This window comes from Streptomyces sp. AC512_CC834, from assembly GCF_019049325.1.
Taxonomy (GTDB): Bacteria; Actinomycetota; Actinomycetes; order Streptomycetales; family Streptomycetaceae; genus Streptomyces.
The window spans coordinates 80,880-102,634 of sequence record NZ_JAGMUO010000101.1; the positions used below are offsets into that span (position 1 = coordinate 80,880).

Annotated in this window: 22 protein-coding genes, 1 tRNA gene and 1 pseudogene; 8 read left to right on the plus strand and 16 right to left on the minus strand. The window is 72.1% G+C overall.

The window, feature by feature from the left end:
• Positions 1 to 17: 17 nt before the first annotated feature.
• The 9 genes from KUM40_RS32625 to KUM40_RS32665 all read right to left on the minus strand — a co-directional run bounded on the left by KUM40_RS32625 (position 18) and on the right by KUM40_RS32665 (position 11,106).
• Positions 18 to 1,352 (minus strand): hypothetical protein, encoded by a 1,335-nt coding sequence (locus tag KUM40_RS32625; RefSeq protein WP_217169901.1) that lies wholly within the window; start codon positions 1,350 to 1,352, stop codon positions 18 to 20.
• Between the two features lie 59 nt (positions 1,353 to 1,411).
• Positions 1,412 to 2,479: a glutamate ABC transporter substrate-binding protein gene (locus KUM40_RS32630; protein WP_217170063.1), complete on the minus strand. Its 1,068-nt coding sequence runs from the start codon at positions 2,477 to 2,479 to the stop codon at positions 1,412 to 1,414.
• A 77-nt stretch (positions 2,480 to 2,556) separates the two neighbouring features.
• Complete coding sequence (locus tag KUM40_RS32635) at positions 2,557 to 4,029, minus strand: hypothetical protein (protein WP_217169902.1); 1,473 nt, start codon at positions 4,027 to 4,029, stop codon at positions 2,557 to 2,559.
• A gap of 856 nt (positions 4,030 to 4,885) precedes the next feature.
• On the minus strand, positions 4,886 to 5,857 hold the full coding sequence (locus KUM40_RS32640) for a BadF/BadG/BcrA/BcrD ATPase family protein (RefSeq protein ID WP_217169903.1): 972 nt from the start codon (positions 5,855 to 5,857) through the stop codon (positions 4,886 to 4,888).
• Positions 5,848 to 7,113: a 6-phospho-beta-glucosidase gene (locus KUM40_RS32645; RefSeq protein WP_217169904.1), complete on the minus strand. Its 1,266-nt coding sequence runs from the start codon at positions 7,111 to 7,113 to the stop codon at positions 5,848 to 5,850. The genes KUM40_RS32640 and KUM40_RS32645 overlap by 10 nt, the downstream gene beginning before the upstream one ends.
• A gap of 7 nt (positions 7,114 to 7,120) precedes the next feature.
• Entirely contained in the window at positions 7,121 to 8,026 is a 906-nt protein-coding gene (locus KUM40_RS32650; protein ID WP_217169905.1) for a carbohydrate ABC transporter permease, read from the minus strand.
• Positions 8,023 to 8,967: a carbohydrate ABC transporter permease gene (locus tag KUM40_RS32655; protein WP_217169906.1), complete on the minus strand. Its 945-nt coding sequence runs from the start codon at positions 8,965 to 8,967 to the stop codon at positions 8,023 to 8,025. The genes KUM40_RS32650 and KUM40_RS32655 overlap by 4 nt, the downstream gene beginning before the upstream one ends.
• A gap of 30 nt (positions 8,968 to 8,997) precedes the next feature.
• Positions 8,998 to 10,335 (minus strand): ABC transporter substrate-binding protein, encoded by a 1,338-nt coding sequence (locus tag KUM40_RS32660; protein WP_217169907.1) that lies wholly within the window; start codon positions 10,333 to 10,335, stop codon positions 8,998 to 9,000.
• A gap of 123 nt (positions 10,336 to 10,458) precedes the next feature.
• Positions 10,459 to 11,106, minus strand: a complete 648-nt coding sequence (locus tag KUM40_RS32665) for an ROK family protein (protein WP_217169908.1) — start codon at positions 11,104 to 11,106, stop codon at positions 10,459 to 10,461.
• Positions 11,107 to 11,163: 57 nt separating this feature from the next.
• Between KUM40_RS32665 and KUM40_RS32670 the strand changes: the two genes are divergently transcribed.
• Positions 11,164 to 11,261 (plus strand) — tRNA-Leu (locus tag KUM40_RS32670).
• A gap of 238 nt (positions 11,262 to 11,499) precedes the next feature.
• Here KUM40_RS32670 and KUM40_RS42740 read toward each other — a convergent pair.
• Positions 11,500 to 11,670 (minus strand): annotated as a pseudogene (locus tag KUM40_RS42740) (MarR family transcriptional regulator); the annotation flags it as partial.
• 237 nt (positions 11,671 to 11,907) lie between these two features.
• Positions 11,908 to 13,002, minus strand: coding sequence for a mechanosensitive ion channel family protein (locus KUM40_RS32680; protein WP_217169909.1), 1,095 nt, complete (start codon positions 13,000 to 13,002; stop codon positions 11,908 to 11,910).
• A gap of 317 nt (positions 13,003 to 13,319) precedes the next feature.
• On the opposite strand from KUM40_RS32680, the gene KUM40_RS32685 reads away from it, so the two are divergent.
• The gene (locus KUM40_RS32685; protein WP_217169910.1) at positions 13,320 to 13,856 is read left to right on the plus strand and encodes an HNH endonuclease; all 537 of its coding nucleotides are present in this window, start codon (positions 13,320 to 13,322) and stop codon (positions 13,854 to 13,856) included.
• A 26-nt stretch (positions 13,857 to 13,882) separates the two neighbouring features.
• Here the strand turns inward: KUM40_RS32685 and KUM40_RS32690 are convergent, their stop codons facing one another.
• Positions 13,883 to 14,467, minus strand: a complete 585-nt coding sequence (locus tag KUM40_RS32690) for a Uma2 family endonuclease (RefSeq protein ID WP_217169911.1) — start codon at positions 14,465 to 14,467, stop codon at positions 13,883 to 13,885.
• Entirely contained in the window at positions 14,464 to 14,952 is a 489-nt protein-coding gene (locus KUM40_RS32695; RefSeq protein ID WP_254396003.1) for an ATP-binding protein, read from the minus strand. The genes KUM40_RS32690 and KUM40_RS32695 overlap by 4 nt, the downstream gene beginning before the upstream one ends.
• A gap of 246 nt (positions 14,953 to 15,198) precedes the next feature.
• Here KUM40_RS32695 and KUM40_RS32700 point away from each other — a divergent pair, with 246 nt between their 5' ends.
• Genes KUM40_RS32700 through KUM40_RS32710 form a run of 3 tightly spaced genes read left to right on the plus strand, consistent with a single transcriptional unit; the run spans position 15,199 to position 16,445 of the window.
• Positions 15,199 to 16,038 (plus strand): helix-turn-helix transcriptional regulator, encoded by an 840-nt coding sequence (locus KUM40_RS32700; protein WP_217170065.1) that lies wholly within the window; start codon positions 15,199 to 15,201, stop codon positions 16,036 to 16,038.
• On the plus strand, positions 16,038 to 16,229 hold the full coding sequence (locus KUM40_RS32705; protein WP_217169912.1) for a DUF397 domain-containing protein: 192 nt from the start codon (positions 16,038 to 16,040) through the stop codon (positions 16,227 to 16,229). Before KUM40_RS32700 ends, KUM40_RS32705 begins: the two co-directional genes overlap by 1 nt.
• 3 nt (positions 16,230 to 16,232) lie before the next feature.
• Positions 16,233 to 16,445, plus strand: coding sequence for a DUF397 domain-containing protein (locus KUM40_RS32710; RefSeq protein WP_217169913.1), 213 nt, complete (start codon positions 16,233 to 16,235; stop codon positions 16,443 to 16,445).
• Here KUM40_RS32710 and KUM40_RS32715 read toward each other — a convergent pair.
• Both KUM40_RS32715 and KUM40_RS32720 read right to left on the minus strand, forming a co-directional pair.
• Complete coding sequence (locus KUM40_RS32715) at positions 16,418 to 17,074, minus strand: bifunctional 2-polyprenyl-6-hydroxyphenol methylase/3-demethylubiquinol 3-O-methyltransferase UbiG (RefSeq protein WP_217169914.1); 657 nt, start codon at positions 17,072 to 17,074, stop codon at positions 16,418 to 16,420. The genes KUM40_RS32710 and KUM40_RS32715 overlap by 28 nt on opposite strands.
• Positions 17,075 to 17,172: 98 nt before the next feature.
• Positions 17,173 to 17,736 carry a hypothetical protein gene (locus KUM40_RS32720; protein ID WP_217169915.1) on the minus strand — a complete coding sequence of 188 codons (564 nt, stop codon included), beginning with the start codon at positions 17,734 to 17,736 and terminating at the stop codon, positions 17,173 to 17,175.
• 318 nt (positions 17,737 to 18,054) lie between these two features.
• Here KUM40_RS32720 and KUM40_RS32725 point away from each other — a divergent pair, with 318 nt between their 5' ends.
• The 3 genes from KUM40_RS32725 to KUM40_RS32735 all read left to right on the plus strand — a co-directional run bounded on the left by KUM40_RS32725 (position 18,055) and on the right by KUM40_RS32735 (position 20,934).
• Positions 18,055 to 18,366, plus strand: coding sequence for a hypothetical protein (locus tag KUM40_RS32725; RefSeq protein WP_217169916.1), 312 nt, complete (start codon positions 18,055 to 18,057; stop codon positions 18,364 to 18,366).
• 9 nt (positions 18,367 to 18,375) lie between these two features.
• Positions 18,376 to 20,526: a 4-alpha-glucanotransferase gene (malQ, locus tag KUM40_RS32730; protein WP_217169917.1), complete on the plus strand. Its 2,151-nt coding sequence runs from the start codon at positions 18,376 to 18,378 to the stop codon at positions 20,524 to 20,526.
• Between the two features lie 114 nt (positions 20,527 to 20,640).
• Positions 20,641 to 20,934, plus strand: a complete 294-nt coding sequence (locus KUM40_RS32735; protein ID WP_217169918.1) for a hypothetical protein — start codon at positions 20,641 to 20,643, stop codon at positions 20,932 to 20,934.
• A 96-nt stretch (positions 20,935 to 21,030) separates the two neighbouring features.
• On the opposite strand, the gene KUM40_RS32740 is transcribed toward KUM40_RS32735, so the two are convergent.
• Positions 21,031 to 21,630 (minus strand): TetR family transcriptional regulator, encoded by a 600-nt coding sequence (locus KUM40_RS32740; RefSeq protein WP_217169919.1) that lies wholly within the window; start codon positions 21,628 to 21,630, stop codon positions 21,031 to 21,033.
• Between the last annotated feature and the right edge of the window lie 125 nt (positions 21,631 to 21,755).

Here is a 21,755-nt window from a genome sequence, read left to right on the forward strand (position 1 = left end):
GGCCTCTGACTCGTTGCTCATGCGCCGGGCCCCGTCCGGTCCACCGGCCCGCCCTGACCGGGCACGCGCCGCGCGGAGCCCAGCAGTTCGGCCGCCGCGTGCTGGTAGCGGAGCACGGCCTGCTCGGCGACGCGCAGGTCGCAGGGCGCGCTCCACAGCATGCGGCGCGCCTTCTCGTACTTCTCGACCAGCTCGGGGTCCTCGGCGTGGCCAAGGCGGGCCATCTTCGCCTTGTACGCGTCGAGCCGGCCGCGCAGCTCGGCACGGACCGCGAGCGGCGCGGTGACCGCCGTCAACGACTCCCGGGCGCGCAGCAGTTCGTCCTCGGCCTTCTCCTCCAGGGACTCCAGGAGCGGCGACAGCCGGTGCCACTGGGCGTGCCTGCGGTACTCGGCGGCCGCCGCCAACTGCTCCTGGAGCACGATCGGCGGCCCGCCGACGACCGGCACCTCCGTCGCGGCGATCTTCGCCAGCACCTCGCCGCGCGCGGTGCGGGCCTCGGCGAGCGTGCGGTCCGCGCGGGAGAGCACGTCCCGCAGCCGCACGATCCGCTGCTCGGCGTCCTGGCGCACGGCCAGCACCGCGTCGATCTCGCGGCGCACCTCCTCCAGGGCGCGTGCCTCCCGGTCGTACACCGTGGTGTCGGGACGGCCGCCGCCCGGTGCCGAACTGCCCTGCGCCGGCAGCCAGAAGGCCAGCGGGTCGGACACCACCCGCTCGCGCAGCCGGGTCAGGGTGCGGGTGATCCGCTCCAGGTCGTCGCCGGACGGATGCTCGCCGGGGCGCACCCCCACGGAGTGCGCGAGCTTGCGGGTGCGCTGGAGCTCGGCGGCCAGTAAATCGATCCGGGCGGGCAGCGCCGACCACACCGCGTCGGCGGCGACCACCATGTCCAGCGAGGCCGCGTAGAGCTGGTTCATCCGCTCCACCAGCGTCACCAGCGAATACCGCTCGCTGAGCCGGCCCGGACCGCCGTGCAGGGTGGGCGCGTTGGCGGTGGCGGTCACACCGCCGGACACCGTGACGGCGTCGTCGCGCAGCAGCGCCGTCAGCTCCGCCAGGTCCTCGCGGCTGGACCAGCGGCGCCGGGAGCGGATCTCCCGGGCCGTGCGCAGCGCGCCCGTGTACGCGTCGAAGTAGGTCCACAGCAGCGTGATCGACGCCTCCGCGGCGGCCCAGCGCTCGACGGTGACGCCCGTCAGCTCGGCGCCCTCGAGGAGTCTGCGGCCCGCGTGGTCCTGGAGGGCGAGGAGCGAGGTCTCGACCGCCTCGTGCTCCGCGCCGAGCCGCGCCAGCGCACGGTCCACCTCGTCCCGGTCCATCACCGGCCCGGTGGGTCCCGTGTCGCCCATCGATCACCTCTCGCTGTCGCGGACTTGCCTGTGCTCTTCGCCTGCGGTGCGGCCGTCGGTCAGGTCTTGCGCAGGTACTGCGGGGTCGGTGGCAGCGACTTCGCCGCGCCGTCCATGGTCTTCGACAGCCACACCTCGTACGAGTGCTGCCACCCCTCGGCCCGGTCCGCGCGCCACTCCTCCAGGACCCGGTTGACCCGGCGTACCAGATCGTCGGCGTCCTTCTTCATCGCCACGCCGTAGTACTCGGTGGTGAAGGCGTCGCCCTTCAGCTCCACCGTCGGGTCCTGCGCGGCCTGGCTCGCGGCGAGGGCGCCGTCGGTGACCACCGCGTCGACCTCGCCGAGCTGGAGCCGTACCAGGCAGTCCAGTTGGTTGGGAACCGTGGTGCCGAGGTCGGCGTCGGCGGCGAGCGTGCCGTCCTTCTGGTCCTGCTTCAGTGTGCTCAGTGCCGTCGAACCCGCCGCCGTACAGATCTCCTTGCCGGCCAGCGTGCCGTCGTACCCGGTGATGTCCGAGGACTTGGGCGCCAGCACCTGCTGGCCGGTCTTGAAGTAGGGGGCGGAGAACGCGACGTCCTCCAGCCGGTCGCAGTTGATGGTCATCGTGCGGACCACCATGTCGACCCGGCCGTCCTTGATCGCGGGGATGCGCTGATCGGTCGGTATCGCCTTGAACTGCACCGCGTTCTCGTCGCCGAGGATGTCCCCCGCGATGCGGTGCGCCAGGTCGATGTCGAAGCCCTCCAGCTCGGCGTCACCGCCGCTGTTCGGGTCGCGGTAGCCCCAGCGGTAGCTGTTCTGGTCGACGCCGACGATCAGCTTGCGCTTCTCGCCCTCGCGGGCGCGGATGTCGTCGATGGTGGGGCCGTCGTCCCCCGACGGGGAGAGGGTCTGCTTCTCCGGGGCCGTGCACTCCTGCGCGGCCCGCGCCTGGCTGCCGTGGGCGGCGCCGTGGCCGCCGTCGTGCCTGCCGCCGCCGCCACCGCCGTCGCCGCCACCGCCCTCGCCGTGCGAGCGGACCATCGGCAGGAGCAGGGCCGACAGCACCGCGAGGACGCAGGCGAAGGCCATCGTCCCCACACCGCCCCAGCCCTTCAGGCCGGTCCGCAACCGTCCCGCACGCATCCTCACGCCCCCTTCCACGGGTACCCCTTCCCGTCGGCCCGCCCGACTCATCCGGCCCGTCCGGCCCGCACCCGGCTTCACCGGTACTCCGACAGCCTGCGGCCGATGCCGAGCAGTGCGCCGGCCGCGCCCAGACCGGCGAGCACCCCGGCGCCCTCCGGCAGGTGTCCCATGGCGCCCAGGCCGTCGCCCGCCGCCAGCCGGAACTCCTTCTTCTCGTGTTCGAGTGCGGTGGCGAGGGCTTCGTCGACGCCGTCGAAGCACTCGACCGTGGCGCCTTCACCGCCGATCACAAGGTCGAGGGCCTGCTGGTAGTTGCCGTTCTCGTCCTGCTCACGGGCCGAGGCGTGACGCTTCTTCCACTCCGTCATCTTGCCGCCCGCCGTGTCGACCGGCTGTTCGCCCGCCTTGTCGTCGGCGAGCCGCTCCGCGTCGGCCAGCGCCTTGCCGAGGGCGTCGATGTTCTTGCCGAAGGCGAGATCGTAGGAGTCGTACGTCTTGTCTCCCACCTTCGTGGTCTCCGCGCCGCGGGAGACCAGGGTGAGGTTCTCGTTGCCGCGGGCCTTGAGGGAGGCGATGCGGGCCTCGTTCAGCGCGTTCAGGGAGCGCACGCCGTGCTCGTAGGAGTCGGCCAGGTTCGACCGGGCGACGCTGTGGCCGACGACCAGCCAGAGCAGCACGATCGTGGCGGTGGCCGTGGCGGCGACCAGGCCGTGGTTCAGGACGCGGTTGGTGCGCCGGTAGTTGCGGTGCTGGGCCCAGGCCAGCGCGGCGAGCAGGACGACGCCGAGAGCGATCGCCGCCCAGGGATAGGGCTTGGCGTCGCCGTAGTCGGCGCTCAGCCGCTGCTTCTCCTTCTGGTAGAGGTCCTCCGCCGCCGGGAGCATCTCCTCCTGCATCTTCTCGTTGGCGTAGCGCAGATAGGCGCCGCCGACCGGGAAGCCCTGCCGGTTGTAGGTGCGGGCGCGCTCCACCAGGCCCTTGTACTGGGGCAGCAGGCGGTTGAGCTCGGCGATGGTCGTCGCGGCCGGCGACTTCGGCTCGGAGTTGGCGGCGGCCGTCACGAGCCCCTCGGCGGCCGCGCTGATCCCGTGGTTGTACCGCGTACGGGAGTCCTCCGTCTCCTGGCCGCCGGCCAGGAAGCCGCTGGAGGCCGCGGTGTTGGCCTCGGCGAGGGAGCGGTAGATGTCGGCCGCGGCCGAGCTGAGCGGCTGGCTGCGGGTCAGCACGTCGTCGGCCGCCGTGGACCGGGTGTTCATCTGCCAGGCGGTGACGGTGCCGAACGCGACGACGAGCACGGCCAGCAGCGCGCCGATGATGCGCAGCCGCCCCGGCTCGGTGACCGCCGCCGCGCGCAGCCGGTCCACGCCCTCGGCGAAGGCCGTACGGCGCGGCTCCGCGGGCGAGGGCGGGGTCGGGGGAGCGGGCGTGCCGCCCGAGCGCTGCTCCGGCACCGGCCCGGACCGCGGCGGTACGGCGGGCAGAGCGGGCCCGCCCGGCACGCCGGTGCCCGGCGGCGGTGCCGCGCTGCCCTTCGGCGGTTGAGTCACTGCTGACCTCCCCCATGGTCATCCGTCGCCGCAAGTATCGCTGCCCGCACCGACATTCGCACCGGCCTTCACCCGATCTTGATGCGTCCCCGGTGCAACGCACCACCCCTGCCCATGAATACGTCACCGGAACCGGTTCGGTTCCCCGAACGCAATCCGCGCCGCCGACGCCCGGACGGATCAGAGGCGTCAGCGGGCCCGGCGGGCCCGGCGGGGTCGCCGGGCCCGGCGGGGTCGCCGGGGCCAGCAGGGCTGGCGGGGCCAGGCGTGCCAGCGGGTCCGGCAAGGCCAGACGCGTCAGCGGCCCCGGTGGGCCTGCGCCCTGCCGGGGCCAGACGGGCCAGCGGGCCAGACGGCCCAGGCGGGTCAGCGGGGCTGGCGGGACCGCCGGGGCCAGGCGGGCCAGCGGGGCTGGCGGGGCCAGGCGTGCCAGCGGGTCCGGCGTGCCAGTGGGGTCGTCGGGGCCGGACGCGTCAGCGGGGCCGGCAAGGCCAGACGCGTCAGCGGCCCCGGTGGGCCTGCGCCCTGCCGGGGCCAGACGGGCCAGTGGGACCGCCGGGGCCAGGCGGGCCAGCGGGGCTGGCGGGGCTGGCGGGACCGCCGGGGCCAGACGTGCCAGTGGGACCGCCGGGGCCGGACGTGTCAGCAGGGCCGTCGGGGCCGGACGCGTCAGCGGGGCCGGCAAGGCCAGACGCGTCAGCGGGCCCGGTGGGCCAGCGGCCCTGCCGGGGCCAGCGGGCCTGCCGGGCCAGCAGAGCCAGCGGGGCCAGCAGATCCAGCAGGGCCAGCGGGGCAAGATGCGTCAGCGGGCCCGGCGGGCCCGGCGGGCCCGGCGGGACCAGAGGGGCCGGTGGGGTCAGGCGGCGAAGTGGTCCCGTGCCCGCGCGTGGGCGCCCGGCGTCGCGCCCATGTGGTCGAGGCCCAGCAGTACCGCGCCCAGTACGGGCCGGGCCGTGACCACCCGGGGTACGGCCTTGGGGGCGCGGGCCGCCAGCAGCTCCCGTATCCGGTCGTCGAGCCGCGGATGCCGGGCCGCCAGCACGCTGCCGCCCAGCAGGACCGGCGCCGGTTCGGCCAGCAGGTCGAGGCGGGTCAGCGCGACCGTGGCCATGGCCACCACCTCGTCGGCCTGCCGGTCCACGATCGAGCGCGCGAGCGGGTCGCCACCGGCCGCCGTGGCGAACAGCACGGGGGTCAGCTCGTGCCGCCGTACGGGCTCGACGTGCCGCAGGTGCAGGGCCTCGATGAGGGCGTACATCGAGTCGAGCCCGAAGTGGTCCGGCAGGGTGCGGGCCAGTTCCGTGGGCCCCCCGCGACCGTCCTCCGCCCGCGCCGCGTGCCACAGCGCCTCCTCCGCCAGCCCCCAGCCGCCGCCCCAGTCCCCGGAGATGCGGCCGATGGCCGGGAAACGGGCGGTGCGGCCGTCGGGGCGCATGCCCACGCAGTTGACGCCGGCCCCGCACACGACGGCGACACCCAGCGGCTCGGAGACACCGGCCCGCAGGATCGCGAACGTGTCGTTGCGTACGTCGACGCCCGTGCCCCACGCGCGCGCGTGCAGCGCGGCGGCCAACTGCTCCTCCTCCACGGGCAGGTCGGCGTTGGCCAGGCACGCCGACACATGGTCGACGGAGGTGACGCCCGCCGCCCCGAAGGCCCGCGACACCGCATCCGCGAGCGCGTCCACGGCCCGCTCGACCCCCACCGCGGGCGGCCGGAAGGCACCGCCGCGGGCCGTGGCGAGAACCTCCCCGTCGGCCGTCACGACGGCCACGTCGGTCTTGCTGTTGCCCGCGTCGACGGCGAGCAGGCTTGCGGTCAGGCCCACGCCAGGTGCTCCCGGTTGTGTGCGATCAGCCGGTCGGTGAGCTGCTCGGCGTACGCGTACTGGCCGACGAGGGGGTGGGCGAGCAGTGCCCGGAAGACCCGGTCCCGGCCGCCGCGCAGGGCCGCGTCCAGCGCGAGGTCCTCGTACGCCGTCACGTTCGCCATCAGGCCCGCGTACAGCGGGTCCACGACCGGCACCGGCAGCGGGGCGGCGCCCTCGCCGCCCACCGCGGCGGGCACCTCGATCACCGCGTCGTCGGGCAGGAAGGGCAGCGTGCCCCGGTTGTACGTGTTGACCACCTGGTACGGCGAACCGGTGCCGCCGAGCAGGGCGGCGGCCAGGTCCACGGCGGCCTCGGAGTAGTAGGCGCCGCCGCGCTTGGCCAGCAGGGCGGGCTTCTCGTCCAGGGCCGGGTCGCCGTACATCTCCAGCAGTTGCCGCTCCATCTGTGCCACCTCGGCGGCCCGGGACGGCTTGGTGCGCAGTTCGTCCACGACCTCGTCGTGCGCGTAGTAGTAGCGCAGGTAGTACGACGGGACGACGCCCAGACGGTCCAGGACCGGCCGGGGCAGGCGGAGGTCGGCGGCGACCGCCTCCCCGTGCTCGGCCAGCAGCCGGGGCAGCACGTCCTCGCCCTCGGGGCCGCCGAGCCGGACGCCGGTCTCCCAGGTGAGGTGGTTGAGGCCCACGTGGTCCAGGTGGACGTCGGCGGGTGCCACCCCGAGCAGCGCGGCGAACTTGCGCTGCAGCCCGATCGCCACGTTGCACAGGCCGACCGCCCGGTGCCCGGCCTGGAGCAGGGCGCGGGTCACGATGCCGACCGGGTTGGTGAAGTCGATGATCCAGGCGTCCGGGTTGGACCGGCGGACCCGCTCGGCGATGTCCAGCACCACCGGCACCGTGCGCAGCGCCTTGGCGAGGCCGCCCGCGCCGGTCGTCTCCTGGCCGACGCAGCCGCACTCCAGCGGCCACGTCTCGTCCTGCTGCCTGGCCGCCTGGCCGCCGACGCGCAGTTGGAGCAGGACCGCGTCGGCGCCGTCGACGGCCGCGTCCAGGTCGGAGGTGGTGACGATCCGGCCGGCGTGCCCCTGCCGGGCGAAGATGCGGCGGGCGAGTCCGCCGACCAGCTCCAGCCGGTCCGCCGCCGGATCGACGAGGACCAGCTCCTCCACCGGCAGCGTGTCCTGCAACCGGGCGAAGCCGTCGATCAGTTCGGGCGTGTAGGTCGAACCGCCGCCGACCACGGTGAGTTTCATGCAGTCATCAACCCTTTACTCCGGTGAGCGTGACACCCTCGACGAACGCCTTCTGCGCGAAGAAGAACACGAGGATCACGGGGGCCATGACCAGTACGGTCGCGGCCATGGTGAGGTTCCAGTCGGTGTGGTGGGCGCCCTTGAAGGACTCCAGGCCGTAGGAGAGCGTCCAGGCGCCGGGGTTCTCGGAGGCGTAGATCTGGGGGCCGAAGTAGTCGTTCCAGGCGTAGAAGAACTGGAAGAGGGCCACGGCCGCGATGCCCGGCTTCGCCATCGGCAGGACGACCTTCAGCAGGGTGCGCAGCTCCCCGCAGCCGTCGACCCTCGCCGCGTCCAGGTACTCGTCCGGGATGGTCAGCAGGAACTGCCGCAGCAGGAAGATGGAGAAGGCGTCGCCGAAGGCCATCGGGATGATCAGCGGCCACAGGGTGCCCGACAGGTCGAGCTGCTTCGCCCAGAACAGGTACATCGGGATGATGATCACCTGCGGGGGCAGCATCATCATCGAGATCACCAGCATCAGGGACAGGTGCCGGCCCCGGAAGCGGAACTTGGCCAGCGCGTAGGCCACGGGGATCGACGACGCCACGGTCAGGAGGGTGCCCAGACCGGCGTAGAGCAGCGTGTTCTTCCACCAGGTGAGGAAGCCCGGCGTGTCCAGGACCGCGCGGTAGTTGCCCCACTCCCAGGTGTGCGGCCACAGGTCGCGGGTGAGGGCCTGCTGGTCGCTCATCAGCGAGGTGAGGACCACGAACACGAACGGCAGCGTGAAGAAGAGGGCGGCGGCCACGCCGAGCGAGTGGACGGCGATCCAGTGCAGCAGGACGCGCCGGCGCGCGGCACGCTGTTCGGTGGGCGGCGTGCCGGTCACGAGAGGCCGGTCCCGTACCTGGGCCGTCGATACCTGGGTCATCGGTCACCTGCCTGGAGAAGTCCGCCCCGGCGGCGCATCAGCAGCGCCGTGAACGTCATGGCCAGCGCGAACAGCACGAGGGCGACCACGCAGGCGGAGCCGTAGTCGAAACGCTGGAAGCCGAGGTTGTAGACGAGTTGGGGGAGGGTGAGGGTCGACTTGTCGGGATAGCCGGGCTCGAAGGACTGGCCGGAGCCGCCGATGATCCCGGAGGCGACCTTCCCCGCGACCAGCGGCTGCGTGTAGTACTGCATGGTCTGGATCACGCCCGTGACCACGGCGAACAGCACGATGGGTGAGATGTTCGGCAGCGTCACGAACCGGAACCGCTGCCAGGCCGAGGTCCCGTCCAGTTCGGCCGCCTCGTACTGCTCCTTCGGCACGTCGAGCAGCGCGGCCATGAAGATGACCATGAGGTCGCCCACGCCCCACACCGCGAGCGCGGTCAGCGCCGGTTTGGACCAGGCGGAGTCCGTGAACCAGCCGGGCGCCGGCACACCGAGACCCTCCAGGACGGAGTTGACCGGTCCGGTGCCGGGGTTGAGGAGGAAGACGAAGGCCAGCGTCGCGGCGACCGGCGGGGCGAGGTAGGGCAGGTAGAAGAGCGTCCGGAAGACCCCGGCCCCCGTCCTGATCTTCGTGACGAGCAGCCCGACGCCGAGCCCGAACACCACCCGGCAGGTCACCATCACCAGCACCAGCCACAGGGTGTTGCGCAGCGCCGGCCAGAACAGCGGGTAGTCCTGGAAGACGTACGCCCAGTTCTCCAGGCCCCGGAACTCCGGGACGCCGAAGCCGTCGTACTTCATCAGCGAGAAGTACACGGTGGACACCAGGGGATAGGCGAAGAAGACGCCGAACCCGACGATCCACGGCGACATGAAGGCCACCGTCCGAAGCGCCGAGGACCGGCGCTTGGCGCGGAGAGTGTTCGTGGTCATGCTCGTGTTCGTGGTCGTGGTCATGGACCGCTACTTCGTCTGCTCGATGTCGCGGTCGATCTGCTCGGCGGTCTTCTCGAGTCCCGCCTTGAGGTCCTTCACCTTGCCCGACTCGTACTGGTAGCCGAAGGCCTGGAGCGTGAGCTGGTAGGTGGCGCCGTTGACGGAGGCCGGCGGGGAGTTCGACTCGGGGTGCTGGGCGATCTCGAGGAAGGTCTTGAACTCCGGGTCCGTCTTCAGGTCGGGCGACTTCAGGGCCGGGAACGTGGAGGGCACGTTGTGGATGGCGTTGGCGAAGGCGACGACGGCCTCGGTGTCGGTCGTCATGTACTTCATCAGTTCCCACGCGGCGTTCTGCTTCTTGCTCTGCGGGGCGATGCCCATGACGGTGCCGGACAGGAAGCCCTTGCCGTACTCGTCCACCTCGTCGTCGGCGACGGGCATCGGCGCGGTGCCGATCTCGAAGTCCACCCCGGCGTCCTCGGCCATGCCGAGCCGCCACTCGCCGTCGAGCTGCATGGCCACCTGGCCGGTGTGGAAGGGGTGTTTGGCGCCCCATTCGTCGCCGAAGGTGTTGCGGTACTTCTCCAGCTTGTCGAAGCCGCCGAGGTCGTCGACGAGCTTCTTCTGGTACGTGAACATCTTCGCGAACGCCGGGTCGGTGGCGACGCTGGACTTGCCGTCCTTGCCGAAGTAGGCGTGGTCCCACTGGGACATGTAGTGGTCGACGACCGTCTCGTAGCCGTGGTAGTTGGGCATGAAGCCGAGCTGCTCGTACCCGTCGCCCTTGGACTTCGTCAGCTTCTTGGCCACCTGGGCGAATTCCGACCAGGTCTTCGGCGGTGCCTTGATCCCGGCGGCCTCGAAGGCGTCCTTGTTGTAGTAGAGGCCGTAGGCGTCGCCGAGCAGGGGCAGGGCGCAGCGCGTGCCCTCGAACTGCGTGTACTCCAGCATCGGCTTCGGGATGAGCGCGTCCAGGTCGAGCTTGGACTTCTCGATGAACGGCTTCAGGTCGAGGAAGGCGCCCGAGGAACAGAACTTGCCGATGTTGGAGGTGGTGAACGAGGACACCACGTCCGGGCCGTTCGAACCGCCCGCCCGCAGGGCCTGGTTGAGCTTGTCGTCGTTGATGTTGCCGACGACCTTGACCTTGATGTTGGGGTGGGCCTTCTCGAAGCGGTCCACGTTCGCCTGTACGGCCTTCACCTCGGCGGGCGCGCTCCAGCCGTGCCAGAAGGTGATGGTCGTCTCGGCGTTCGGGTCGTCGGAGGCGCCGGATTCGGACTGACCGGTGCAGGCGGTGGCGAGCAGGGCGAGGGAGGCGGAGGCGGCGACCGCGACGGCCGCTTTTCTGGATATTCCGGGCATGACGAATCTCCCAGGGACAGGGCGGGGCAGGGCGAGGGTGGGACGAAGGGGGGGACGAAGAGAGGGACGAAGAGAGGGACGAAGAGAGGGACGAAGGGTGGGGACCAGGGCGTGGCGCGGGGGTCAGCGCGAGGTGTCGAAGACCTCGTCGCGGGTGGTCGCGAGCGCGCTCTCCAGTGCGCCGCGCAGTACGGGATGCTCGGTCACGTCGGCGACGGCGAGCCGGGGCCGGGAGGCGGCCAGCTCCTCCAGCTCGTCCTGGACCAGGTCGCGCAGCGCCTCACCGCCCGCGGTGAGGGAGGTGCCGCTCAGGACCACCAGCTCGGGGTCCAGTACCGAGACGAGGGAGGCGAGGCCGGTGGCCAGGCGGGTGGCGTAGGTCTGCAGCAGCCGTCGGTGCGGGTCGTCGTCGGCCTGCGCGGCGCGGGCGACGAGGGCGGCGGCGACCTCCGGGTGCGACCCCGGGGGCACGTCGGTGACGCCCAGCTCCCGGGCCAGTCCCGGCAGCGCCTGGGAACCGGCCAGCTCCTGGAAACCGCCGCTCCCGGTGCGGCTGACCTTGCGCACCAGCGGCGCGCCCGGCACGGGCAGGAAGCCGACCTCGCCGGCGCCGCCGGTCCAGCCGCGGTGCAGCCGGCCGCCGAGGACCAGGGCGGCGCCCAGGCCCTCCTGGTTCCACAGCAGGACGAAGTCCTCGTGGTCCCGGGCCGCACCGAGGCGCTGTTCGGCCACGGCCGCGAGGTTCACGTCGTTCTCGTACTCGACCGGCATCGGCAGGGCGGCGGCGAGTTCGTCGAGGAGAGCGGGGGAGTGCCAGCCGGGCAGGTGGGAGGCGTAGCGCAGCCGCCCGGTGCCCGGGTCGAAGGCGCCCGGGGTGCCGATGACGAGACGGTGGACGTCGGTCCGGGCGAGTCCGGCCGCCTTCACCGCGCCGTCGAGCGCGTCGGTGACCTGCTGGACGACGGGAGTGGCGGCACGCCGGCCCGGGGTGGGCAGCTCGTGTCGGCCGACCGTGCGCCCGGTGGCGTCGGCGACCGCGGCCAGGATGCGGCCCGGGGTCACGTCGAGCCCTGCGGCGTACGCGGCGGCCGGGTTGACCTCGTAGAGCTGGGCCCCGGGCCCGGGACGCCCCTCGGTAGTACCCCCGGCCAGCACCAGCCCCGCCGCCTCCAGCCGGGCCAGCAACTGGGAGGCGGTCGGCTTCGACAGGCCGGTCAGTTTGCCGATCCGGGTCCGGGACAGCGGCCCGTGCTCCAGCAGGAGGTCGAGTGCGGCCCGGTCGTTCATGGCGCGCAGGACGCGTGGGGTGCCCGGCGTGCCGGCGGTTCCTGCCATGCGTGTCCACACCTGCCTCTCGACCGCTCAGCTTTTCAGGGGGCGGTGGGGGAAGTCCACCGCGCCGATCACGGAACGGGTGCGAGTCTGTTAGGAAAGTTTCCTGTTGACTGAGAAACGTAGGCCGCCCGCAAAGGGCCGTCAAGAGACCGCCCCCGAGGCAACACAGTCGTTACCTCGGGGGCGGAAAGGCGGCGGAAAGGCGGCAGGACGGGGACGGGACGGGGACGGGAGCCGCTACTTGCTGGTGCTCGGCGGGGGGATCGGGGATGCCGCGATGGACTGCGGCGAGACCGAGCTCGCGTACGCCGACGGCGCCGCGACGCCCGCCGTCGGATCGGGAGCGGCGGCGCCGTCCAGCGGGACCGTGGCCCCGCCGACGATCGCGATGCCGGCCTCGTCGAAGGCGCGCTTGATGCGCCAGCGCAGCTCACGCTCGACGGTGAGGGCCTTGCCGGGCATGGTCTTCGCGGAGACCCGCACCACCATGGAGTCGAGCAGTACGGAGTCCAGGCCGAGGACCTCGATCGGGCCCCAGAGCATCTCGTTCCAGGGCTCCTCCTTGCTCATCCGCTCGCCGACCGCGGCGAGGGTCTCCTTCACCTTGTCGAGGTCCTCGTCGGAACGGACGGTCACGTCCACGCCGGCCGTCGACCAGCCCTGGGAGAGGTTGCCGATCCGCTTGACCTCGCCGTTGCGGACGTACCAGATCTCGCCGTCGACCCCGCGCATCTTGGTCACCCGCAGCCCGACCTCGATGACCTCGCCGGAGGCCACGCCCGCGTCGATGCTGTCGCCGACGCCGTACTGGTCCTCAAGGATCATGAAGACGCCGGACAGGAAGTCCGTGACCAGGTTGCGGGCGCCGAAGCCGATCGCCACACCGGCGACACCGGCGGAGGCCAGCAGCGGAGCCAGGTTGATCTGGAAGGTGCCGAGCACCATCAGGGCCGCGGTGCCGAGGATGAGGAAGCTGGCCACCGAGCGCAGTACGGACCCGATGGCCTCCGACCGCTGCCGGCGCCGCTCGGCGTTGACCAGGAGCCCGCTCAGGGCGGTGCCGCCGGACGGCCCGGTCCGCCGGTTCATCCGCTCTATGAACTTGCTGATAGCCCGCCTCACGACGGCGCGCAGCACCACCGCGATCACCACGATCAGCAGCACCCGCAGCCCGATCGCGAGCCACGTCGACCAGTTCTCCTCGACCCAGCCCGCGGCGTTCGTCGCGCTCTCGTGGGCCTCCCGGAGCGAGGGCACGGCCGGGGCCGTCGGCGACGGGGACGGCGAGGGCGACGAACCGGCGGCCAGCAGGACGGCGGCGGACAGGGACACGACGGATACCTCCAGGTGCGGCGGCCCGTCCTGCGCGGTCCGGTCCGAGGGTCCGGTCCAAGGTCACGGAAAGGTCACCGGACGGGCAGATGCACCACACTAACGGGGCACCGGACGCGGTTCGGCCCGAAATGGGCGGGAGAGACGGTGCTCACCCGCGCTCGGACTGGTCACGCCCCTGGCGTCGCGTCCCGTGTGGTCGAAAACACTCCCAGCCCGTTACCGGGACATGGTGGCGCTACGACCAGGCATGAGGGGAGACTGAACCAGATCGTCCCGGCGCGAGCCACGCGCCGCCGACGCCCAAGGAGGCACCCGTGCCGCATGTCCTGGTCCTCAACGCGTCGTACGAGCCGCTCGGCGTCGTACCGCTCCGCCGCGCGCTCGTCCTCGTCCTGGAGAACAAGGCCGTGTGCCTCGAGGAGTCCGGCGCGTTTCTGCACAGCGCGACCGTCACCGTGCCCGCACCCAGCGTGGTCCGGCTCAAGCGATTCGTGAGGGTGCCCTACCGGGGCCCCGTCCCGCTCACCCGCCGTGCCCTCTTCGCCCGCGACGGAGGCCGCTGCATGTACTGCGGCGCCGTAGCCACCAGCGTCGACCACGTCATCCCGCGCAGTCGCGGGGGCCTGCACGCGTGGGAGAACGTGGTGGCGTCCTGCCGCCGCTGCAACCACGTCAAGGCCGACCGCCACCTGGTCGAGCTGGGCTGGCGCCTGCGCCACAAACCGGCCCCGCCCACCGGTCTGGCCTGGCGCATCATCGGCACCGGCCACCGGGACCCGCGCTGGCTGCCGTACTTGCAACCGTACGGCGCGGAGGACGCCATGGCCCGGATCGACGGCATTTCCGCCTGACGCTCCGGGCCTCTGTCTGCCCGGGGTCAGCGCACCCAGTTCTTCAGCGGCTCGGTGTCCAGGGCGATCCCGACCGGCTCGGGCAGCGCGACCTCCTTGCCGAAGGGCAGCGTCTGCACGGTCTCGTACCGTCCCCCGTCCGGGCGGCTGTGCACCTTCACCTCGCAGGTGTCCCGGTCGATCAGCAGGTACACCGGGATGCCAGTCTCCGCATAGGCCCGGGGCTTGTCGATCCGATCGCGCCGGTCGGTGTCCGAGTCGTACGAGGTGACCTCGACGACCATGAGGACGGGGGCGGGGTCGGCCCATTCGCCCTGGCCGACGAAGGCCTCCGCCGGGGCCAGGGAGCCGTCCGGTCGGGCGCGACCGCCACGGTACGCCTCGATCACCAGTCCCTGTGTCGGATCCAGCCACAGGTCGGGCCGGTGTTGCATGCAGATGCGCGTCAGCCACTGGATGACACGCCCGTGGTCGCCGTCGGGCACGGCCTTCCCCCCAAGATGTCCGTTGATGAACTCGAGCCGCGCGCCTTCTATGCTCCGGTCGGCGTGGCGGGCGAGTTCTTCGAACTCGCTGACGAGCATCTGCGGCCTGTCATCGGTCACGGTCACAAGGCTCCTCCGGATCTGCGGGGGTCCACACGCTCAGCGTAGGGGAGATTCGGCCCGTCAGGCGGGGCATCCCACTCGGCGTACACGGTCTTGCCGACACTCCGCGGCTCCCAGCCCCACCGCGTGGCCAGCGCCCCCACCAGCAGGAGTCCGCGCCCGAACTGCTCGTCGACCTCCCCGACCGGGCGCGGGCGCGGCAGCCGCTCGCCACGCGGGTCGCTCACCTCGACCCGAAGGGTCCGGGGGTCGAGGGTGATGTGTACGCGGATGAGCCGTCCCCGGAGGCTGCCGTGCAACAGGGCGTTGGTCATCAGCTCCGACACGACGAGGGCGGCGTCTCCCGCGAGGCCCGGCTGCCCCCAATCCGCGACGAGCCGTGCGGCTCTGCGCCGGGCGAGGGGGACGCTGCGCTGGGTGGGGGTGTAGTCGAGCAGGTCTTCGTGGAGGAGCGGTGCGGACGGCGGCAAGGGCATGGGCTCTGCCATGGAGAGGAGCCTCCAGATGCGGGCGGCGGTGTCTCTGCCGTGCCTGTGTGGGGGCAGGACGGTGCACTTCCGCCGAGGATGGGCCGCAGAGTGAGCGGATTGATACTCAAAGTAGCGGAGTGAGCGCTCTGGGAGCAATCGCTTCAGGGAATTAATTCCCCATAGTTCGACGTTGTCGCGGATCGGCGCCACACTGTGGCGGTGACGCGATCAACTCAAGCCGCAGGAAACCGGATCTCGACGGTTCTGGGCCGCAAGCTGGGTGTCGAGCTACTGCGTCTTCGTGACGGATCGGGCCGTACACAACAGCAGGCTGCCGGCGCCATCTCCGCTACCGCGACGAAGGTCGTGAAGATGGAACGTGGCTGGGTGCCCATGCGGGACCCGGACATCCGCACGCTCTGCGAGTTCTACGGAGTGCGCGAGGACCGGACTGTCAACCGGCTGCTCGGCCTTGCCCGGCTGGACCGGGAACGCCGTAAGGCGAAGGGGTGGTGGAAGCAGTCGCCGCAGGCCGAGACGGTGGCGGAGTACATCTCCATGGAGGACGTGGCCGGTGGGGTCCGCACCTGGCAGCAGGCGTTCGTGCCCGGCCTGCTCCAAACGCCCGAGTACACAAGGGCCCTGGTGGTCAGTGAGGGAGTCTGGACGGACCCGGATGAGATCGAGGGCGTCGTCGACGTCCGGATGAAGCGGCAGGAGCGTCTTGAGGGGAGCGAGCCCCTCCAGCTCTACGCGGTCGTCTGGGAAGCCGCTCTACGGCAGCAGGTCGGCGGAGCCGACGTGATGCGCGCGCAGCTTCACCGCATCCTGGAGCTGGCCCAACTCCCCAACGTGCGGCTTCAGGTACTGCCGTTCCGGGCGGGCGGGCACGCCTGTATGGCCGGAGCCTTCAGCATCGTCTCGTTCGTCGAACCCGAGGCCGTCGACGTGGTTCACGTCGACACCATCGCGGCTACCGTGTGGGTCGAGGACGAGGCCGAAAGTGTTACGTACAGCTCGTTCTTCGACCGCACCGCACGACTGAGCCTGGCTCCCAAGGACTCGCTCAGACTGATCGAGACCATCAGCGAGGACACGCATTGATGAACGGCTTCGACTTCGTGAAGTCCAGCTACAGCAGCGGAAGCGGCGAATGCGTCGAGGTCGCCGTCAACGTACCCGGGATCGTGGCCGTCCGAGACTCCAAGGATGCCGTCGGGCCGATACTCCGTCTCGCGCCTCAGTCATGGGCGCGCTTTGCCGGCTCATCGAGGCTGTTCCGACAGGAGATTTGACCGGTGTCCGAGTTCGACTTCGTGAAGTCCGGCTACAGCAACACCACCGGCGAATGCGTCGAGGTCGCCCTCAACGTGCCCGAGACCGTGGCGGTCCGCGACTCAAAGAACTCTGGCGACGGCCCGATACTTCGCCTCGCGCCGCAGGCCTGGGCGCGGTTCGCGGGGGAGTCGGGGCGGCTGCTCGGTCAGGGGCGACTCCACGTGAGTGTGTAGCGCCAGAAGAGTCGGCGGCGCAGCCGGGCGCCGGGCAGAACCGTACGGGCCGCTTCGGTGATGTCGGAGAAGGGCATGTCGGCCGGTCGGGTCCGGGCGGTCATCGAGGTGGGGCGGGGCACTCTTCGGCCCCCGTTCTTGAGCCACCCGGTCGCGGCGTTCAGGGGGGCGGCGGTCGCGCCGAGCACGTGGTCCGTGGCGGTCTGTGGCCGGAAGAGGCCTACGACGACCAGCGTGCCGCCGGGAGCCAGGTGCCTGCGGAAGGCGTCGAGGGCTTCGGTGAACGGCAGATGGTGGAGGGTGGCGACGCAGGTGATGACGTCGTGAGGTCCGGCGGGGAGCCCTGTCAGGGCGTCCCCCACGGTGAAGGATGCCGCCGCCTCCTCGGAGGTCAGCGCGCGCGCCCGTGAGGTGATCACGGGGTCGGAGTCGACGCCGTGGACCTCGTCGGCGCGGGTGGCGAGGAGCCGGGCCAGGTCGCCGCTGCCGGAACCGACGTCCAGTGCGCTGCCGAACCGGTGGGGGAGTTGCCGCAGGATCCAGGGGTGGTAGTGGGCGTTGTGGTCCCAGGGGTGAGCGGCGTTGAACCGGTCGAGCGCCTGGAGGAGCCGAGGCGGCAGGGACGTCATGTGACTACTTTGACACCGTGAACACGCGTGCCCCCACTGTCCTCAAGCCGCTCCTTTGAGCGCCCAGATGACAGTTGTCCGCCGACTGCTCACGCCTTTCAGTACGGCCCGCGCCCGCGTCCTGGTCGGGACGGAGGCGGCTGCGGGGCAGGCGGCGGTTTGCGCAGGAGCGCGGCCGGACGGGGCGTCGTGGTCGGCCGGTGACGGCGTGGAAGTGCCAGCTCGGTCGGGGTGCCCGGCGTCGACAGGACCAGGGTCCGCCCGTCGCGCAGCACTACAGCGTCCTCGTGCCGGTCCACCTCCCACATGAGATCCGTCGGGACATCGAGAAGCCGGTTGTACGCGAACACGAGGACCTGGCGCTCGGTCAGGACGACGAAGCAGCCGTGAAGCAGGCGCCGGCCCACTGAAGAGCGGGGGTGGCGGACCGGCAGTACCGCCATCACCTTCTCGCCCTCGGCAAGCAAGCCCTGCACCCGTTCAGGCCTCTTCCACGAGAGCCCGCTGCACTGCCCCGTCCACAACGCCGCGATCGCGACCGCGTACACGAGAAGGACACCGGAGGCATCGGCGCCGTGGACGAACAACGCGGCGAGCAGCGGCAGGCCTGCCCACGGCACCGCCAGGAGCGCCAGTCGCCCGGTGCCCTGCCGTGTGGTCATGCCGACCACGGTAGCGAGGAGAGCTGCCGACGGCTTCGCCGATTTCCCTCATCCGCGTGCGGCCTGCGTGCAGCCAGGGGCGGTGCCCACGGCGCGCTCACGAGGGTGGGTGACACCGGCGTGACCGGTTTGGGTGATCCGCCGGAGGGTTAGGTGATTTTTTGACCGGGTTCATGACTTTTGAGGTTGGTGGCGTGTGAACAGGGCCACGTTGTCGGTGCCGGGGCGCCTGTCTTCGCGCGGACTGGGTAGGGGCTGCCGTAACCCGCCAAAAGCGTGCTCGACAGAGCTCGACCAAAGCTCACAAAGGAGACCCCCGTGGCTGCACTGGCACCGCTTCTGCTCCCGGCCCCGTCCAAACCCGTGGCGGAGCCGTCCACACCCTGGGCGGAGCCCTCCGCCGCCTCCGAGACCCCGCACTACTGCGTCTTCGGCGCGACCGGGAGCTGCGCCGAGGCCCCGCTGACCAGCGAACCGCCGCTGCCCGACGCCGAGCCCCTCACCAGCGAGTCGCCGTTCGCCGACGCCGTACCGCTGACCAGCGAGTCCTCGCCCGAGCTCACGGCGGACGTGCCGGAGCAGGGTGGCCCCTCCTTCGCCGTCCCCGTCCCGGAACCCACGAGGTCGTAGAGGTCACAGATGCCAGCAGCCCGGCCGGCCGAGCCACCCACCGAGGACCTTCCCGAAGGCCTTCCCGAGGATCTGACCAGGCTCGCCGCCCTGCATGGCGTCGCCACCTCCCACCGACCGTCCCCGGACCGCACCGTCCCGGCCTCGGCCACCGCCGTCACCCTCGCGCTGGCCGCCCTCGGCGTGGACACGAGCACGCCCGGCGCCGTACGGGCCGCGCTCACCGCCCGTGAGGGCGAGCTGCGCGCACGGCTGCTGCCGCCCACCGTCGTCGGCCGGAGCGACGGCGGCACCCCGCCCGCCCTGGCCGCCCTGCCCGAGGGCACCCGGCTGCGCGTCGACACCGAGCAGGGCGAGACCCGCACCGACGCGAGGCGGCTCCCGCCCGGAGTCCACCGCCTGAGCGCCACCGCGCCGGACGGCCGGACCGCCGAGGCCCACCTGATCGTCGCGCCCGCCCGGCTGCCCACCCCCGCCACCCGCTCCTACGGGCTCCTCGTCCAGCTCTACTCCCTCCTCTCCCGCCGCTCCTGGGGCATGGGCGACCTCGGCGACCTCGGCGAACTGGCCGCCTGGGCCGGACGCGCCCTCGGCGCCGGATTCGTACAGGTCAACCCGCTGCACGCGGCCGTGCCCGGCGCCCCCACCGACCCGTCCCCCTACCGCCCCTCCTCGCGCCGCTTCCCCGACCCCGTGCACCTGCGGATCGAGGACGTGCCCGAGTTCGCGTACGTCACCGACCACGAGCGCGCCCGGACCCTGCGGGAACGGGCCGGGCGGCTGCGCGAGGGCGTGCTGGACAAGGACGCCCTCATCGACCGGGACGCCGTGTGGGAGCTGAAGCGCGACGCCCTGGAACTGCTCCACGAGATCCCCCTCGGCCCCGGCCGCCGCGCCGCCTACTGCGACTACCTCGCCGACCAGGGCACCGCCCTCGAGGACCACGCCACCTGGTGCGCCCTCGCCGAGATCCACGGCTCCGACTGGCACCGGTGGCCGGAGGGGTTGCGCGACCCCCGTTCGGCCGAGACCGACCGGGCCCGCACCGAGCTGATGGACCGCGTCGACTTCCACGCCCGCCTCACCTGGCTCACCGACACCCAGCTCACCGCCGTCCAGCACACCGCCCGCGAGGCGGGCATGCCGGTCGGGATCGTCCACGACCTCGCCGTCGGCGTGCACCCGCGGGGCGCCGACTCCTGGGCCCAGCAGGAGTACTTCGCCGCCGGCATGTCGGTGGGCGCACCGCCGGACGCGTTCAACTCACGCGGCCAGGACTGGGGCCTGCCGCCCTGGCGCCCCGACCGCCTTGCCGACTGCGGCTACGCACCCTTCCGGCGCCTGCTGCGAGGCCTGTTCCGGCACGCCGGAGCCCTGCGCATCGACCACGTCATGGGCCTGTTCCGGCTCTGGTGGGTCCCCGAGGGCCACCCGCCCACCGAGGGCACCTACGTCCACTACGACGCCGAGGCCATGCTCGCCGTCCTCGTCCTGGAGGCCGCCCGGGCCGGCGCCCTGGTCATCGGCGAGGACCTGGGCACCGTGGAGCCCGGGGTGCGCGAGACGCTGCGCGAACGCGGGGTGCTCGGTACCTCGGTGCTGTGGTTCGAACGGGACTGGACCGGCGACGGCCGCCCCCTGCCGCCCGAGCGGTGGCGCGCCGACTGCCTGGCCACCGCCACCACCCACGACCTGCCGTCCACCGCTGCCCGCCTCACCGGCGAACACGTCGAACTCCGCGACCGGCTCGGGCTGCTCAGCCGCCCGCTGGAGGAGGAACGCGCCGAGGCGTCCGCGGACACGGCCCAGTGGCTGGACGTACTGGCCCGGCTCGGGCTGCTGCACGGCACCGGCGGCGACACCGGAACGCCCGCCGAGGAGGCGGAGATCCAGGCCGTGCACCGCTTCCTGCTGCGCACCCCCGCCCGCATGGTCGGCATCTGGCTCCCGGACGCCGTCGGCGACCGCCGCCCGCAGAACCTGCCCGGCACCTGGGACCAGTACCCGAACTGGCGGCTGCCCGTCGCCGACGCCGAGGGCCGCCCGGTCACCCTGGAGGAACTGGCCGCCTCGCCCCGCCTGCACGCCCTGATCGACGTCGTACGGGAACGCGGCGGCGACTGGAACAGCCTGGGCGGGACGGCTGAGCGGGACGGCTGAGCGGGACGGCTGAGCGGGACGGGATGGTCGAGAGGGATGGCCGAGAGGTGCCCGCGGGCCCCGTACGGGCACCCCGCGCGCGCGGCCGCCGCGGGCGTTCGCTAACTTTGCACCGTGGACAAGAAGAACGCCCTGCGCGCCGGCGCCCTGGCAGCCGGTACGACGCTGATGATGCTGCTCATGTCGTCCCCCGCGCTCGCGCTGACCCGCGACGACGGCGACGACCCCGGCACCGGCCTGAGCGTCGTCGAGACGCTGGGCCTCTACGTCCTGACCCCGGTCGCGCTGTTCGCGATCATCGCGGGACTGATCATGGTCCTGGACAAGTCCCACCCGGAGCACCGGGTGACGACCCCCGGCGCCAAGGCCAAGACCAAGGCCAAGGTCAAGGCCGGCGCGAAGGCCTGACCGCCCGCTTCAGCCTCACCGAGGGCGCCGCCCCCACCGCACGTACGCGCGTCAGCCGTACGCGGACGGGGACGGCGCCCTTCGGTGTCTGCGCGGTCAGGGGCTCGGTGCCGTCAGATAGCGCTGGACCGTGGGCGCCAGCCAGGCCACGACCTCCTCGCGGTGGAGCGCCGCGGCCTGCGGGAACCGCAGCACGTACCGGGTGAGTGCCACGCCGAGCACCTGCGTCGCGACGAGCGCGGCCCGCGCCGGGGCCTGCTCGGGATCCGGGCACACCCGCCGGGCGACCGGCAGCAACTGGTCGCGGAAGATGCCCTGCATGCGCTCGGCCCCGGCCTGGTTGGTGACCCCGACCCGGAGCAGCGCGGTGAGCACCTCGTTCTCCTCCCACATGGCGAGGAAGTGGGTCACCAGGACCCGCCCGACCTCCTCGCGCGGCCCCGCGGCCAGGTCGGGCAGGGCGAGGTCGACGGTGACGGCCGCCGCGAACAGGCCCTCCTTGTTGCCGTAGTACCGCATCACCATCGACGGGTCGATGCTCGCGTCCCGGGCGACGGCGCGGATGGTGGCCCGCTCGTATCCGTCGGCGGCGAAGCGCTCGCGGGCCGCGTCGAGGATCGCGGCGCGGGTGGTGTCGGAGCGGCGGGCGGGCGGCTCGTTGTCATCGGTCCTGCCGTGAAGCGCTGTACGGGGCATGCCCACAAGCGTAGGCCAACACGCGTAGGCCAACAAGTGTTGACGTCGAGTCCGGCCGCCCCTACGGTGACAACAAGCGTTGGCAAACAAATGTTGGCCAACGGGCGCAGGCAAGCAGGCACAGG